Raw genomic sequence first — 14,098 nt, 5'->3', positions numbered from 1 at the left:
CAGCGGCGCAGGACTGAATTCAAGCCGAGGCCGCAGCGCCTACTGTTTGTCGACTTTGCCGGCGATTAGATTGGCGATGTCGACGCCCACGTTGCCGGGGTTTTGGCGACAGCCGTCAACGTCGATCGCGACGTTGTTGCGTACGGTCAGCGCTCTTTGGCACGTCTTGACGATGTGCTCGCCATCCTTGATGAGGTTTACGGACACGGTCGTGCTCAGAACTCCGTTTTGATTGGAAACCGGACCCACCGTCCATTGGAAGCCCGGGGAATTCGCGCCGTCGGGAACGGTGCCTTGGCGGTTGGCACACGCGGGCCAGCGCTGGGCGGAGGTGCTGAAGAAGGCGCTCGCCTGCTGGGCGGCCGGAAACATCACCACATACTGGTTTGCATCAGGGCTCGACTCACCCGATCCGCCCGTGGGTTCGGTGATTCTCTCGCCGTGCACCGATGTGCTCCCGCTGTTGGCGTATACCGGCGCGAGGGCAGGTCCGGTGATGTACAAGCATTCCTCCGGGAACCTGAAGCCCTTCGGGCCCATCCCGGCGGTTGGGTCTTCTTGCAGCGAGTCGGACACCTTGTCGGTCCTCGAGCCGGTAACTCCGAGAACACTGTCGACGTCGGCGGGAGTGAGCAAGAGGTCCACGAGTGCCGCCGGCGCGACCGCTTGTTTCGAGGCGCTCGTTGGGGGCGACGATAAGGAGGGGGTGCCGGTGCCACCCCCGTTGCTGTCGCAAGCCGCCGCCAGCATCACGGTGGCGGCGACTGCGGCGAAGGCTGGTAGCTGACTCGTCATTGAGTGCCTTCCTGCTGCGGTCGACTCGGGTGGAGCATACGACAGCGTTCGCCGGCGCCATCGGCACGACCGAGCTGACAGACTCAAGTTGTGCCCGAAATCGATTTCGCCTCGGTGGCCCCGATCATTCCCGTTCGAGATCTCGACATCGCCTTGGACCGTTACCGGCGACTCGGTTTCGATGCCCACAGCTACGAAGGTCCGGAGCGCTACGGCTTCGTCGACCGCGGCTCGGTGTCGATGCACCTCAGCGAGTGGGCCGAACACGATCCGCTGCGCACGGCATCCAGCGTGTACTTCTATGTCAGCGACGCCGACGCCCTTTACGGGGAGTGGGCGGCGCTGCAGGATCTCGAGGGCCGCCTGGTGGAACCGGTCGATACACCTTATGGCTTACGGGAATTCGCCTACATCGATCCCGACGGGACCTTACACCGGATCGGTTCGCCGAGAAGTTGATCGGACGTCGGTCGAAGCATCGGTGGCCGGGACTTCGGCGGCCTGGCTGCGCGCCAGCGCCACTGCCGCGGCGATCATCACCGCCACCGACATACCGAGCACAACCATGCCGACGTGGTTGGTGCTCAACGTCTCGCCCAGCACGGTGACGCCGAGCACCGAGCCGACGAGCGGCTCGGCGACCGTCACCGCGGGCAGCGACGCGGTCAGCGGGCCGGCCCGAAACGCCGACTGCTCCCAGGCCGTCGCGGCGATCCCCAGCACCGCCCACACATACAACTCCGGCGTTCGCAACAGCTCCGGAATGCCGCGGCCGAGTTGGTCCACCACGCCCTTCGTCAGCACCGAAAAAAGGCCCCACAGCGCGCCCGACATGAGACCCAGCAGCAACGCGCTGAGCCAGCCCGAGGACAAGCGAGCACCGATCACACACACGATCAGGGCTGGGCCCAGGATCAAGGCCACGATCACCCATGTCTTGATCGACCCGCGGGGAGTGCCGGCCTGCGGGTTGCCGACGGTCACCACCACTGCGACGGCAGCAACGAGCAGTACGGCCCAAATAGCTTGCCAGCGTGATATTTTGCGGTGATTCGCCGTGCTGCTGATGAGCAGCGCGAACAGCAGCGAAGTCACCGACAGCGCCTGCACGAGAACCACCGAACCTAGGCCGAGCGCCGCGGCCTGCAGCCCGAACCCGGCGGCGGCCACGAGACTGCCTAGCCACCAACGGCGATCGCGCAGCAGGCGATGGAATAGCGCCGGGGTGCTGACCGGTTTATCGGTGACCTGCCTAGCGGATCGCTGTTCTAGGACGTCTCCGATGCCGATCATCAAGGCGGCCGCCAACGCGAGTAGCACCGCGATTCCGGTGGTTTTCATCGAATGCTCCGGTTAGCTGTTGCGCATGATTTTCAGCGCCGTGGTGATCATCGGAATCTGAAGCGGCAGCCGGGCGAAGGCGGCGATGCGCATCGGCCACGGCTTGTTCCACCACAACCGGCACATGTTGACATTGGCCGGGAAGACCCCGATGAACAGTAGGACGGCGGCCAGCGCGGCGAACCGGCGAGTCTGTCGCGGCACCAGCAAGGCGCCGGTGGCAATCTCGGCGACACCCGATGCGTAGGTGTAGAAGCGCGGATCTCCCGGCAGCTCGACGGGGACGATTGTGTCGAACGGTTTGGGGGCGAGGAAGTGCACGGTGCCGACACCCAGCAACATCGCTGCGATTCGGTATGCGGCGGTCTGGGCCTCACGCTGGGCTACGGGGGTGGTCATGGACTCATTGTGCTCACGCCAGGCCCGCGAGCGTAACGCCACGTCGGGATTCCGCCGAATTTTTCACCGTGCCGTTACGCTCGCGGCAAAGCGGCGCGATCAAACCCTGTCGGCGTCGGTGAAACGGATGACGCCGCGAATGTTGCGGCCCTCGAGCATGTCGCGATACCCATCGTTGACCTGCTCGAGGCGGTATTCACGGGTCACCATGTCGTCGAGGTTGATCTGACCCAGTTGGTAAAGCTGGAGAATCGCCGGGATGTCGTGTTGTGGGTTGCCTCCGCCAAAGATGCTGCCCTGCAAGCTTTTCTGGAGCAGCGACAGCCCGGCCAGATTCAGCGTGACGTCGGTGTCCATCACGCCCCCCATCGCGGTGAGGCAACACACCCCGCCCTTGGCGGTCAGGCCCATCCAGGATTCGACTTCGCTGCCCTCGGTGCGGCCGACGGTGACGATCACCTTGTGGCACATGAAGCCGCGCGTCGCCTCCGCGATGCGGGCGAAGGCGCTGGCGACATCGGCGAAAGCCGCTGTGGCGCCGAACTTCAACGCCTGCTCACGCTTCCAGTCGAACGGATCGACCGCGAATATCCTTCGGGCCCCCGCGATTCGGGCGCCTTGCAATGCGGCGACACCCACACCACCGATGCCGATGACCGCGACGTCCTCGCCGGGTTTGACCGCCGCGCTGCGCACCGCCGAGCCAAAGCCGGTAGTCACCCCGCAGCCCACCAGGCAGGCGACTTCGAACGGGATCGTCGGATCGACCTTGACCACCGAGGTGTGATGCACCACCACGTAGGGCGAGAAGGTCCCCAGTAGTGACATAGGCAGGACGTTCTGGCCTTTCGCGGTCACCCGATAGGACCCGTCGGATACTGATTGGCCGGACAACAGGCCCATACCGAGGTCGCACAGGTTGCGCAGCCCCGTCTGGCACGGCTGGCACGTTCCGCACGACGGGATGAACGACATCACCACGTGGTCGCCGACGGCCAGATTCTCGACGCCCTCCCCGATCTCGGTGATGATGCCGGCGCCCTCATGACCGCCCAGGACCGGAAAGCTCGGGATGGGGAAGTCGCCGGTCAACAAATGTTGGTCGGAGTGACACAGGCCGGCCGTCTCGAGCTGGACGGTCACCTCACCGCGGCGGGGATCGCCGATCTCGATCTCGTCGATCGACCACGGCTGGTTCAATTCCCAGACCAGCGCACCTTTGGTCTTCAACGGTCGGCCTCCGTCTTTTACCCGAAACGCTTAATTGTTAGCGCCGTCACAGACCCCGGCGTACCGAATTTAGACCATTACTATTGCCTATACAGTATTTGATACGATTCGCGTCGTCTGACCGCCCACCGCAGCGAGGTTAAGAACATGGGTACACCCGTCATCGTCGGAGCTGTCCGGACGGCCATTGGCCGTTCGTTCAAAGGGACGCTGGTCAACACACCGCCGGAGACCCTGATCACCGCGGTGCTCCCGGAGGCGGTCCGCCGGTCCGGCGTCGACCCATCCGACATCGACGACATCATCTTCGCCGAATCACATTACGGTGGTGGGGATTTGGCGCGCTACGCCGCCACCGCTACCGGTCTCGAGCACGTTCCCGGTCAGTCGGTCAACCGGCACTGCGCGGGCAGCCTGACGGCCATCGGCAACGCCTCGGCGCAGATCGGCTCGGGTATGGAGCGGGTGCTGATCGCCGGCGGTGTGCAGTCGCTGTCGATGACGCCGCTGACGAACTGGCGCATCCCGGGACCGGAGCTGAAGTTCGAAGAGCGGTGGATGCCGCCGACGCATGTCGAGACGCCGGATGCGCCCGCCAAGGACATGTCGATCACCGTCGGTTGGAACACCGCGCAGAGCGTCGGGATCACCCGCGAGGAGATGGACGCCTGGGCGGCCCGTTCGCACCAGCGCGCCATCGCGGCCCAGGACGCCGGCAAGTTCGCCGACGAGATCTTGCCGCTGAAGATCACCCAGTTCGACGGCTCGGTCACCGAGTTCGCCGTGGACGAGCACCCGCGTCGTGACACCACCATCGAGAAGCTCGCCGGCCTGAAGGTGCTGCACCCGGAGATCGAAGGCTTCTCGATCACCGCGGGCAACAGCAGCGGCACCAACGACGCCGCTGCGGCCGTCGCGCTTGTGGACAGCGACTACGCCAAAGCCAACAAGCTCAACGTGATGGGCACGGTGAAGGCGTGGGCTGCCGCGGGTGTGCCGGCGCGGGACTGCGGTCTGGGCGCGGTGAAGGTCATCGGCAAGGTGCTGCAGCGGGCCGGCTTGTCGCCGTCGGATGTGGCGCTGTGGGAGATCAACGAGGCGTTCGCCTCGGTGCCGATCGCGGCCTGCCGGGAGTACGGCCTGGACGAGGAAAAGGTCAACTTCTCCGGTAGTGGCTGCAGCCTCGGCCACCCCATCGCCGCCTCGGGCGCGCGCATGGTCACGACGCTGGTCTACGAGCTGGCTCGCCGCGGTGGCGGCATCGGTGTTGCCGCGATGTGCGCGGGCGGTGGCCAGGGCGGTGCCGTCGTCGTCGAGGTCTAAGCGAGTTCTCGCTCTGCCGAACGTGCTCTGACGGCGGGATTTTGCCGATTTTTCCGCAGTGCGAGCACGTTCGGCGCGTCTGCGGTACCAGAGACGTTTCAGTTGCAGAACGTGTAGCCGATGAACTCGGTCTGGCGGGTATCGCTGGGCGAGTAGTTGACGAAGTGCACCGCGGGCATTCCGTGGTACTGAGTATTGATCTGTTGGGCGTTGGGGGGCGGGACGTCCTTGGGGAAGGCCAGGATCATGTCGCTGAAAATCTTGAGGCCGGCCACGCAAATAGCATCGGGACGTGGCTTCTGCGCATTCCACGCATGAACGACAACCGGTTCCGTGAGTTGGGCGCCGGTGGCGCAATTCGGATCGCACAACTTGAAAACGGCGGTTCCGGTGCCGTCGGCGCCCTGCGGTCCCCACGAACTCCACGACATGTCTTGCAGCGCAACGGCAACACCCGCACATCCCAGGACAGTGAGCTTCTTCGGACGCGGGCTCGGCTGGACCGACGGGTTGTAGCAGCCCGGAATGGCGTAGCTGTCCGGCGGGGCGGGTGGTTGGCTGATGGACTGGGCCGTCGTGCTCTGCTGGCCCTGGGTCAGTTTCACGCCGGCGAAGATCAGCACACCCACCAGTAGAAGGGCCACGACGATGCCGATCGCCGTCAGCCGCCCCCGCGGAATGTGCCGCAACCCGCCCGTTTCAAAGACGTTGCCGCTCACGTTCTCCAGGTTATGTCAGATGCCGATGGCGGGGTGCCGGCTGCGTCAAGCACCTTGGCACGGTAAATTTGGTCAACGCTACCAACATAGGGAAGTATTGACACTCTCGCGACGGATTAGGAGTAACCGATGAATGACCACGCACTGGCCGCGCGTTTGGCCACCGAGGCGGGGCAGCTGTTGCTCGGGGTCCGCGAGGAATTCGCCGAGGTCGACGCGAGCGAACGGAAAGCAGCGGGGGACAAGCGATCCCACGACTTTCTGATGCAAGCACTCGGCGCCGAGCGGCCCCAGGATGCCGTCCTGTCCGAAGAGGGCGCCGACGACCCGGTGCGGCTGCGCTCGGAGCGGGTATGGATCGTTGACCCGCTGGACGGCACGCGGGAATTCTCCGAGCTCGGACGCGACGACTGGGCGGTGCATGTCGCGCTCTGGCAGGCCGGTGAGCTAGTCGCCGGCGCCGTGGCGCTGCCGGCCCAGGGCGTCACGTTGGCGACGCCCGACGTTGCCGCGCCGCCCGCCGCGCCGGCCAAGCCGCGCATCGTCGTATCACGAACTCGTCCACCGGCGATCGCTCTGGAAGTCCGCGACGCGTTGGGCGGCACACTGGTCGAAATGGGTTCTGCCGGAGCCAAAGTCGCATCTGTGATCCAGGGTCGGTCGGATGTCTACGTTCACGCCGGCGGACAGTTCGAGTGGGACTCGGCCGCTCCCGTCGCGGTGGCGCGTGCGGCCGGCTTGCACACCTCCCGCATCGACGGGTCGGCGCTGCGCTACAACCAGGCCGATCCGAAGTTGCCGGACGTGGTGGTCTGCCGCCCCGAGCTGGCGAAAGCGGTCCTCGCCGTCACCGGCTAACGCCGCCACGCGGATTCAGCCCCTGGTGATCTCCACCTGGGGCTGATTATGCGCCTCATGAGGCCTTGACTCATCCTCATGAGGCCGCAACAATCAGATCTTACACCAGACGTAACTCTGTATAATGATGTTTCGCGGGAATGGACCAGTGACTGATCTCGAGGTGCGACGTCCGAAGTTCGACTTCACCGACGACGTCCCATGGGCTTGGCATCCGGAGAACCCCGCCTTTTCCTTCTTCATGAACGCCACGTCGATCATCGCCATCTGCTTCGAGCAGATGATCGTGGCCGCGGTGCAGGAGGCCAAACCACGGATGACCGACGCCGCTGTGGTAACGGAGGCGACCGCGTTCTTGCGCCAGGAGGCGCAACACTCCAGCTCGCACCGCAAGCATGTCAACGCACTGATCAAGCGCTATCCGGGCCTGCAGCAGACCTTCGACGATGTGATGGCGTGCTTCGACACGCTCACCGCGACGAAATCTCTCAAATTCCGACTGGCCTACATCGCCGATCTGGAGGCCACCTTCACGCCGTCGTTCAAGCTGATGCTCGACAACGAGGCGACACTGTTCCGTCCGGGCGACGACCGAGTGGCGTCATTGTTCTTGTGGCACTTCGTCGAAGAGGTCGAGCACCGCAGCTCGGCACTGGTGATTTACGACGCCGTCGTCGGCGACAACTGGTATCGCATTCGTGTCTTGCCGGCAGTGGTCAAGCATCTGCTGCGGGTCATGGCTGTCATCGTCGACGGTGTCAACGTGCACGTGCCACTAAGCGATCGCAAGGTCGACGCGCGAATGCTCCTTCCCGCCTACGGGGCCTGGGAGAACCTCAAGAGCAAGCTGGCGTCGGGCAGTCGACCGGTTCCGTCGGCCTTCGCGAGCGTGCCGCGCAAGCAGATACTTGTCGCGGCAGGACGTGTGCTGATGAGCCAAACTCCTTATCACAAACCGGAACACGAGCCGCTGCCGAAATTCGCCGATCAGTGGTTCGAGCGTTGGAAGCACGGCGGGGACGTCGTTCGGTGGTACACCGCGGTTAGCTAGGGAGGTCGTTCTCGCCGGGACCGCAACGGCGTCGCGCCAGGCGGCTACGCCGAGCTCGCGGCAGCCGGTTTGACGAACCGCTCGACGTACGGGGCGAACCGCCGACGCAGCTCGTCCTTGTCGAGCTCCAGGTCTTCGGGATGGTACTCGACGCGACCCAGCCGACCGCGCTCATGGCCGGCCACGTACTGTGCCACAGCCTTTCTCGACTCCTCGGACGGTGAGTAGCCGGCCGTGTCCCAGACCCGTTGTGCCATCGCCAGGTCGTCGGCCATGAACTCGTCGAAGCGGACGTCGATGGTGCGGTCGGCGGGCAGCCGATCATGGTCACGCATGCACGCGCTGAGCAGCTCGTCGATGCGGGTGATCCAGTATTCGGCCACGGTGTGCACGTCAACCTCGTCGACGCTCATACGCATGGTGTAGGTCATCATCGTGGCCATCGACACCGCGACATCGACGGGGTCGCGGTGGGTGACGATGAACGTTGCGTCGGGAAATACGTTGAGGATTGGGATGAACTGCTCGAGATGCTGCGGCGACTTGAGCACCCAGCGGCGCTGGTAGCCGTCTTGATGCTGCAGCACCTGCAGCATCATGCGCAGAAACTGGTAGGCCGGGGTCTGGTCGTGCTCGCGCAGGTAATCCGACCAGCGCGGCAGATGGGTGAGCGTGGTGAAGAAGCCGCTCGAAAAATCCTGCACCATCAGCCCGATGTCTTCGTGGATATGGTCGGTCGTCATCTCGTGCATCAGCGTGAAGTACGGCATCAGCGTGTTGGAGATGGTGAGGGCGTCGCCGGTGCGCTGGCGACGAGGCTCAATGGTGCCTTCCTCGCCGGGCGCGGGCAGTGGCTCCTGGGCTTCCCAGTACGGAAGTGAGCGCAGCGCAGGATCGGCCGCCAACAGGCTGTGCAGATGAGTGGTGCCGGTGCGCGGCAGCCCGGCGATCACCATGGGCGCTTCGATGCGGACGTCGAAGATCTCGGGGTGCCGCTTGAGATGGTCGATGACCCGCAGCCTGCCCTTGAGGAACGTCAGCATCAGCGAGAACGCGTAGGTGCGGCCGAACGGGGTCAGCCGCGGCAATTCGTGGAACGCCTCGAGCAGGACCGCCATCCGCTCCCGATAATCCTGTTCGCCGAAGTCGGTCAAACCCGTCTGGGCCGTGGCTTGTTCGTGCAGGGCATCGGTGCTCAGCGGACAATAGTCGGCCATCGCGGCCATGCCGTCGATGATTGCCTGGGCTTCGGGCGTGAATGTCGGCTTGGCGAGATCGGTGATGTGGATCGCGTCGCTCACCTCCGGACCATACCTACGTCGTTACACATTTTACAAGGGACGTTGTGCTGTATTTTGAGGCCCGCTTATGATGCTGCTCATGGCCAATCCACAAAGCTCAGCCGCATGGCGCGAACTGCTCACCGCCTTCGCTGATTTCGAGAATCTGTTCCTCGAAGGCCCCAAGGCGGTGCGCGGAGAATTGGCCGTCGCCGAGGGCTACGAGTTCCTCGCCACAATGCTGGGCTTGTCGTTGGACGTGACGTTGTTCGCGGACCCGGTGGCGCCTCGGTTCCACGATGTGCTGACGCCGTTTCGCCGTGACCGCCGCTGGGGCGGGGACAACACCGACGCGTATTACAGCTACGTCGTCATCGACCCGCGGCGCACCTACCGCATCAGCGGAACGCCGAACGAGAGCGTGATGTACTCGGTCGCTGTGTACAACGAACCCGAACCCGGGGCATGGCCCAACCGCACCATCGGCGTGCTCCACGACGAGGACATGCCGCTAGATGAGGACCGGCGCTTCTCCTGCATCCTGGGCCCCGAACGTCCGCGGGACTACGACGGGCCCTTCATCGCTCTCGACGAGGACGCGCATGGGGTGCTCACCCGGGACTACCACGAAGACCCCGCTCACAGCCGACGCGTCGACTGGTCGATCGAGGTCATCTACCACGGCGACTTGCCTGTCCAGCCACTGAAAACCGATGCGGCAGTGGCTCAGTCGTTGCGCTCGGCGCTGCGCTACACCCAGGACATGTTCGCGATCGTGCCGCTGGTGCTGCAAGAGCGCAAGCCGACCGAACTCGCCGACGGGCAAAACCTCTCGCACAATGTTCTTGCCCCGCCGTACCGGGCCGGTGCCGCCACGCACGGTTACTCGATGCAAAACGCGGTCTACAGCCTGGGCGCGTACGCTCTCGAGCCCGGCGAGGCGCTGGTGATCACGTCGCACCACCCGAAGTGCCGGTTCTGGAACCTCACGCTGTGGAACCAGTACATGGCAGCACCCGACCTCGAATACGGCCGTGGCGGAATCAATTCCGGCACCGCTGTACCTAACCGGGACGGCAGTATCACCATCGTGATCAGCCGCGAAGAGCTCGACCACCCCAACGCCATCTCGACCAAGGATCACCCGGAAGGGTTGATGTCGTTTCGCTGGTTCCACGCCGACGACTTGCCCGAACAACCGGCCGCGGCGGTCGTCCCAATCTCCGAGGCGCCGCGCAAGCCGTCCTAGCGCTTCTTGCGGGCCGGCGGAGTCTTCACCACCGGCCCGATCCAATGCCGCAGCACGGCGCGTAACTGTCCCGCCGACCGTGGCGGGTCCGACGGGACCAGAACCATCGACTGGATGATGCGCAGCAGGTACTCGACCAGATCGTCGAAATCTCTGCCACGATAACCCAATGCAGCCCAATCGATTTCGGTGCGCTCGAGGATCACGCGTGATCGCCGGATGGATTCGCCCAACACCATCTGCCGACTCATCAGCCGGCTCTGGTCGGTCTCCAGCAGCATCATCAGCACCGGCTCATTGGGCAATTGCTCCACGAGGTAGGCGACGGCCTCGACCAACAGCTCGACCGGCTCACCATTGCCTGCGGTGAGATCGGCGATCCGCGCGGTCCAGCCTCCCAGGGCGACGTCGCTTGCCGCCGTTACCAACTCGTCCAAAGTGGCGAAGTAGCGGTAGACGGTGGGGCGCGTGACGCCGAGGTCGTCCGCGATCACGGACAGGCTGGTGTGTTTTGGCCCCCGCCGCTCCATGCTGCGCAGGGCCGCATCGATGATGCGCTTGCGCGCTTCCTCATCATCAGCGGGTGGCGCTCCGCCCCAACCTTTTCGACCCATTGCGGACCGTCCTAACGTAGTCCGGCACGGGGATCAGCGATCATACAGAGAGTCTAGTGTTGTCAAATGAATCTGGCCATTCGTGCTATTGGCGGTTTCGCCTTCGGCGTCGACGGCCCTTCGCTTCTTCGGTCCACTCCTTTTCCACCCGTCCGATCTCCAGCGAAAGCTGCATCAGAGTCGGGTTATCGCAGTGGACTTCGTGGGCGGTGCGAAACTTGGCCGCTTCGCCGGTGGTCGGTAGGTGGGGCCGCAAGCCCTCGAACCACTCGTCGCCGACGACGTTGGGCGGATCGTCGACGCGCGGTCCGCAGGCCCACTGCCGGTAGGCATCACGAGCCCCGGCCAGGCCGCTGCGCCATTGTTGGATCGCATCGCATCGCTGCGAATGTATTTGGCTCCGCATCTGATGCTTGTTGTTGCCGTTTAGCGCCATCCCGGGGAGCAGGTGGTCGACGGTCGACTTCGCGATGCCCGCGATGCCCATGGCCGAAGCACCCACCACCGTGCCCATCAGGCCCATCGTCATCATGTCCATTGGCTGATCGTTGCACTCGAGGTCCGGCGACAACAGAAAAATTGTCCGGCGGCGGGACAACGAGCGATCAGTTCAGCCGCGCGGTCAGCGGGGTCGTCATGCGCGGTGTCGCGCGACTAGCCGACGCCCGGTGACGTTTCATAGCAAGGGCTTCTGCCAGGCGAGGACCCGTTCGGCCAGTTCGGGCCCGCTGTCTTCCTGGATGAAGTGACTAGCCCGGATGCGGGCATGAGGCTGGCCGGCCGCCCCCGGGACGTGCTTGATCAGGGGCCGGTCGGCCTGCCCCAGAATCGGGTCGCGAGCCCCGAAGATGGCGAGGAAGGGTTTCTCCCATCGGCCCAGCGCGTCCCAGGCGGCGCGATTGGCCGGAACGGCCGGGTCGTCGGGTGAAGTCGGGACCAGCTGCGGAAATGCCCGGGCCCCGGCTTGATACGTCTTGTCCGGAAAGGGGGCGTCATAGCCGGCGCGCACCTTGGGCGGAACCCTGCGGACGGTGCCCGCCGCCACGATGCGACCCGCGGGCAGCACGGGGGAGTAGCGCGCAAAGGCCCGCCACGCCAGGAACCCCGGAGAGGGCTTCCGCTGGACCGCGGGCAGAAAGCCGTTCGCCACGACGATGCGCGCGATCCGTTCACCCTGCTCGGCGGCGATGCGCAGACCGATCAGCGATCCCCAGTCCTGGACGAACAGCGTGACTTCCTTCAGGCGCAGCCGCTCGAACCATGCCGTCACCCACTCGACATGGCGCAGGTAGGTGTAATCCTCGATCCGGCTGGGCTTGTCGGAGCGGCCAAAGCCGATCAGGTCGGGCGCGAGCACGCGGTTTCCCGCATCAACCAGCGGCGGAATCATCGTGCGGTACAGATAGCTCCAGGTGGGCTCGCCGTGCAGTAGCACGATCGGCGGGCCGTCGGCCGGCCCCTCGTCGAGAAAGTGCATGCGCACCGGCGGGGAATCGCTTGCCGCCACCTCAATGTAGTTCGCTACGAACGGATAGCCTTCCAAGTTTTCGAATCGGGAGTCCGGGGTTCGCAGCACATCCATATTCAGCTCCTCCGGTGAACGGGCACCCCTGCTAGCCTCTCTCCGCTACGCCGCTTCGTCCAGTACGAAATTTCATTGGGGGAGAACCTGGCAGGCCACCAAACTAGCGAATTTATGGCCATCCGGCGCGGCGTGCTGCTGATCGCGGACATCATGTGCTGATGACGGACGCCGTCGTCCAAGGTCTCGACGACTCGGTCCGCAAGCTTTGCCGGCCGTTGACCCACGAGGGGATCGGAGAAACGTCGACACACTACATCGATCTGTCGGTCTCCGAGGTGCCACCGCTGTTGGCAAAACGCAGCTTGTCCGGACGCCTCGGCGCCAAGGCGAAATTCGAGCTGAATTCGTTGCCCTTCATCCTGGGCTTCGAGAAGCCGGCCGAGGGATTCCGCAATTTGGGCCGCGGCACCGAGGAAATTTCCCTATAGATGAAAGACGTTGTCGCGCAGTATTACTGGGCGTCGACGAGTGCACGGCCCATGCGTGATACCGCCTCGGTGAGAATCGCTTGCGAGGTAGCGAAATTCAGCCGCACATGGCCGGCGCCGCCGGTGCCGAACACATGGCCGGAGCTGAGCGCGACACGGGCGTGGTCGAGAAACCAGCGAGCCGGCCCGGACAGGTCGGCCACCACCGCGAGGCCATCGTCGGCATCCTCGGTGAAGCCGAGCCGGCGGCAATCAAGCCAGGCCAGGTAAGTGCCCTGTGTGCCTTGATATTCCACTTGTGGAAGGTGTTGGGCGACCAGGTCGCTGAGTAACGTCCGGTTGGCGTCCAGGCCCTGCAGTAGCGCGTCGAGCCAGTCGTCGCCGGTCCGGAACGCTTCCGCGTGCGCGATGACGCCCAGGTGGCTCGGTCCGTGGCTGACTTCTTCCGGCATCCGCTGCAGATCCGCCGCCGCCTCCGGCCCGGCGATGGCCAGGGCCGCCTTGAGTCCGGAAAGGTTCCACGCCTTCGAGGCGGAGGTCAGGGCGAACGCGTCCTCGGCACCCGGCACACTCAGGTACGGCGTGAATTGCGATCCGGCCAGGATCACTGGTGCGTGAATCTCGTCCGCGACCACCCGCACACGCGACCGCCGCGCGCAGTCGGCCACCCCGCGCAACTCGTCGACGGTGTGTACCGTTCCCGTCGGATTGTGGGGATTGCACAGCAAGTACGCGACCTTTCGGCCCGACGCCCGTGCCCGGGTGAACGCTTCCTCCAACGCATCCAACGCAATTCGCCCGTCGGGATCGAGCGGCGCCTCGATCACCCGCCGACCCGAGTGTGACACGAAAGCGTAAAACGGCGCGTACACCGGAGAATTGACGACGACCGCATCGCCGGGGTCGGTGATAAGCCGCAGCGTCTCAACGATTCCGAGCATGACGTCGGGGACGATCGTCGTACGGGTGACCTCGAGGTCGTCCCATTGCCAACGCCGCGAGGCGAATTCACCGACGGCCTCGGCGAGTGCGGTGCCCGACGGGTAGCCGGTATCGCCGATGTCGATCGCCTCGCGCAGGGCGTCGGCGACCGTGGGAGGCAGCTTGACGTCCATCTCGGCAACCCACAACGGCAGGACATCGGCTGGATGCGCGCGCCACTTCATGCTGGTGCGCAGTTGCAGTTGGCCCAGCGTGAGTTCCTCGAGGGGATTGACCGTCATTCC

The 14,098-nt window shown here is 64.7% G+C and carries 15 protein-coding genes and 1 pseudogene; 6 read left to right on the top strand and 10 right to left on the bottom strand.

Annotated features, from left to right (window positions below; translation table 11 throughout):
* Positions 1–39: 39 nt before the first annotated feature.
* Positions 40–795, bottom strand: a complete 756-nt coding sequence (locus MJO58_RS17650; protein ID WP_090603678.1) for a sensor domain-containing protein — start codon at positions 793–795, stop codon at positions 40–42.
* Positions 796–894: 99 nt separating this feature from the next.
* Here MJO58_RS17650 and MJO58_RS17645 point away from each other — a divergent pair, with 99 nt between their 5' ends.
* The gene (locus MJO58_RS17645; RefSeq protein ID WP_090609254.1) at positions 895–1,254 is read left to right on the top strand and encodes a bleomycin resistance protein; all 360 of its coding nucleotides are present in this window, start codon (positions 895–897) and stop codon (positions 1,252–1,254) included.
* Here MJO58_RS17645 and MJO58_RS17640 read toward each other — a convergent pair.
* From MJO58_RS17640 to MJO58_RS17630, 3 genes are all read right to left on the bottom strand, one after another.
* On the bottom strand, positions 1,225–2,136 hold the full coding sequence (locus MJO58_RS17640) for a DMT family transporter (protein WP_239720212.1): 912 nt from the start codon (positions 2,134–2,136) through the stop codon (positions 1,225–1,227). The genes MJO58_RS17645 and MJO58_RS17640 overlap by 30 nt on opposite strands.
* A 12-nt stretch (positions 2,137–2,148) precedes the next feature.
* Positions 2,149–2,535, bottom strand: coding sequence for a DoxX family protein (locus MJO58_RS17635; RefSeq protein WP_090603674.1), 387 nt, complete (start codon positions 2,533–2,535; stop codon positions 2,149–2,151).
* A gap of 99 nt (positions 2,536–2,634) precedes the next feature.
* Complete coding sequence (locus tag MJO58_RS17630; RefSeq protein ID WP_239720210.1) at positions 2,635–3,765, bottom strand: NDMA-dependent alcohol dehydrogenase; 1,131 nt, start codon at positions 3,763–3,765, stop codon at positions 2,635–2,637.
* 147 nt (positions 3,766–3,912) lie between these two features.
* Between MJO58_RS17630 and MJO58_RS17625 the strand changes: the two genes are divergently transcribed.
* Complete coding sequence (locus tag MJO58_RS17625) at positions 3,913–5,088, top strand: thiolase family protein (protein WP_239720207.1); 1,176 nt, start codon at positions 3,913–3,915, stop codon at positions 5,086–5,088.
* Positions 5,089–5,186: 98 nt separating this feature from the next.
* On the opposite strand, the gene MJO58_RS17620 is transcribed toward MJO58_RS17625, so the two are convergent.
* The gene (locus MJO58_RS17620; RefSeq protein ID WP_175364650.1) at positions 5,187–5,777 is read right to left on the bottom strand and encodes a hypothetical protein; all 591 of its coding nucleotides are present in this window, start codon (positions 5,775–5,777) and stop codon (positions 5,187–5,189) included.
* Positions 5,778–5,936: 159 nt separating this feature from the next.
* On the opposite strand from MJO58_RS17620, the gene MJO58_RS17615 reads away from it, so the two are divergent.
* Entirely contained in the window at positions 5,937–6,665 is a 729-nt protein-coding gene (locus tag MJO58_RS17615) for a 3'(2'),5'-bisphosphate nucleotidase CysQ (RefSeq protein WP_239720205.1), read from the top strand.
* 148 nt (positions 6,666–6,813) lie between these two features.
* Positions 6,814–7,716 carry a metal-dependent hydrolase gene (locus MJO58_RS17610; protein WP_239720204.1) on the top strand — a complete coding sequence of 301 codons (903 nt, stop codon included), beginning with the start codon at positions 6,814–6,816 and terminating at the stop codon, positions 7,714–7,716.
* 44 nt (positions 7,717–7,760) lie between these two features.
* Here the strand turns inward: MJO58_RS17610 and MJO58_RS17605 are convergent, their stop codons facing one another.
* Entirely contained in the window at positions 7,761–9,017 is a 1,257-nt protein-coding gene (locus tag MJO58_RS17605) for a sulfotransferase family protein (RefSeq protein WP_239720203.1), read from the bottom strand.
* A 79-nt stretch (positions 9,018–9,096) separates the two neighbouring features.
* Between MJO58_RS17605 and MJO58_RS17600 the strand changes: the two genes are divergently transcribed.
* Positions 9,097–10,245, top strand: a complete 1,149-nt coding sequence (locus MJO58_RS17600) for a DUF1214 domain-containing protein (protein WP_239720202.1) — start codon at positions 9,097–9,099, stop codon at positions 10,243–10,245.
* Here MJO58_RS17600 and MJO58_RS17595 read toward each other — a convergent pair.
* The 3 genes from MJO58_RS17595 to MJO58_RS17585 form a co-directional block, all read right to left on the bottom strand.
* A complete protein-coding gene (locus tag MJO58_RS17595) occupies positions 10,242–10,859 on the bottom strand; it encodes a TetR/AcrR family transcriptional regulator (RefSeq protein WP_090603662.1) in 618 nt (205 codons plus the stop codon). The two genes, MJO58_RS17600 and MJO58_RS17595, sit on opposite strands and share 4 nt — an antisense overlap.
* An 85-nt stretch (positions 10,860–10,944) precedes the next feature.
* Positions 10,945–11,397 (bottom strand): hypothetical protein, encoded by a 453-nt coding sequence (locus MJO58_RS17590; RefSeq protein WP_239720200.1) that lies wholly within the window; start codon positions 11,395–11,397, stop codon positions 10,945–10,947.
* 138 nt (positions 11,398–11,535) lie between these two features.
* A complete protein-coding gene (locus tag MJO58_RS17585; RefSeq protein ID WP_239720198.1) occupies positions 11,536–12,441 on the bottom strand; it encodes a haloalkane dehalogenase in 906 nt (301 codons plus the stop codon).
* A gap of 152 nt (positions 12,442–12,593) precedes the next feature.
* Here MJO58_RS17585 and MJO58_RS17580 point away from each other — a divergent pair.
* A pseudogene (locus MJO58_RS17580) lies at positions 12,594–12,872 on the top strand (DUF2652 domain-containing protein); the annotation flags it as partial.
* Between the two features lie 23 nt (positions 12,873–12,895).
* On the opposite strand, the gene MJO58_RS17575 reads toward MJO58_RS17580, so the two are convergent.
* Complete coding sequence (locus MJO58_RS17575; protein WP_239720196.1) at positions 12,896–14,095, bottom strand: MalY/PatB family protein; 1,200 nt, start codon at positions 14,093–14,095, stop codon at positions 12,896–12,898.
* Positions 14,096–14,098: the final 3 nt, after the last annotated feature.

The organism is Mycobacterium lentiflavum (assembly GCF_022374895.2).
Classification (GTDB): domain Bacteria; phylum Actinomycetota; class Actinomycetes; order Mycobacteriales; family Mycobacteriaceae; genus Mycobacterium; species Mycobacterium lentiflavum.
Note: the sequence above shows the minus strand (reverse complement) of the source record. Positions and strands in the feature narration are given on the sequence as shown.

What these genes read in the sequence shown, in the direction of transcription:
- MJO58_RS17650 (WP_090603678.1), bottom strand. Translation starts at nt 795, where the DNA reads ATGACGAGTCAGCTACCAGCCTTCGCCGCAGTCGCCGCCACCGTGATG.
- MJO58_RS17585 (WP_239720198.1), bottom strand. Translation starts at nt 12,441, where the DNA reads ATGGATGTGCTGCGAACCCCGGACTCCCGATTCGAAAACTTGGAAGGC.
- MJO58_RS17625 (WP_239720207.1), top strand. Translation starts at nt 3,913, where the DNA reads ATGGGTACACCCGTCATCGTCGGAGCTGTCCGGACGGCCATTGGCCGT.
- MJO58_RS17635 (WP_090603674.1), bottom strand. Translation starts at nt 2,535, where the DNA reads ATGACCACCCCCGTAGCCCAGCGTGAGGCCCAGACCGCCGCATACCGA.
- MJO58_RS17595 (WP_090603662.1), bottom strand. Translation starts at nt 10,859, where the DNA reads ATGGGTCGAAAAGGTTGGGGCGGAGCGCCACCCGCTGATGATGAGGAA.
- MJO58_RS17640 (WP_239720212.1), bottom strand. Translation starts at nt 2,136, where the DNA reads ATGAAAACCACCGGAATCGCGGTGCTACTCGCGTTGGCGGCCGCCTTG.
- MJO58_RS17590 (WP_239720200.1), bottom strand. Translation starts at nt 11,397, where the DNA reads ATGGACATGATGACGATGGGCCTGATGGGCACGGTGGTGGGTGCTTCG.
- MJO58_RS17615 (WP_239720205.1), top strand. Translation starts at nt 5,937, where the DNA reads ATGAATGACCACGCACTGGCCGCGCGTTTGGCCACCGAGGCGGGGCAG.
- MJO58_RS17575 (WP_239720196.1), bottom strand. Translation starts at nt 14,095, where the DNA reads ATGACGGTCAATCCCCTCGAGGAACTCACGCTGGGCCAACTGCAACTG.
- MJO58_RS17600 (WP_239720202.1), top strand. Translation starts at nt 9,097, where the DNA reads ATGGCCAATCCACAAAGCTCAGCCGCATGGCGCGAACTGCTCACCGCC.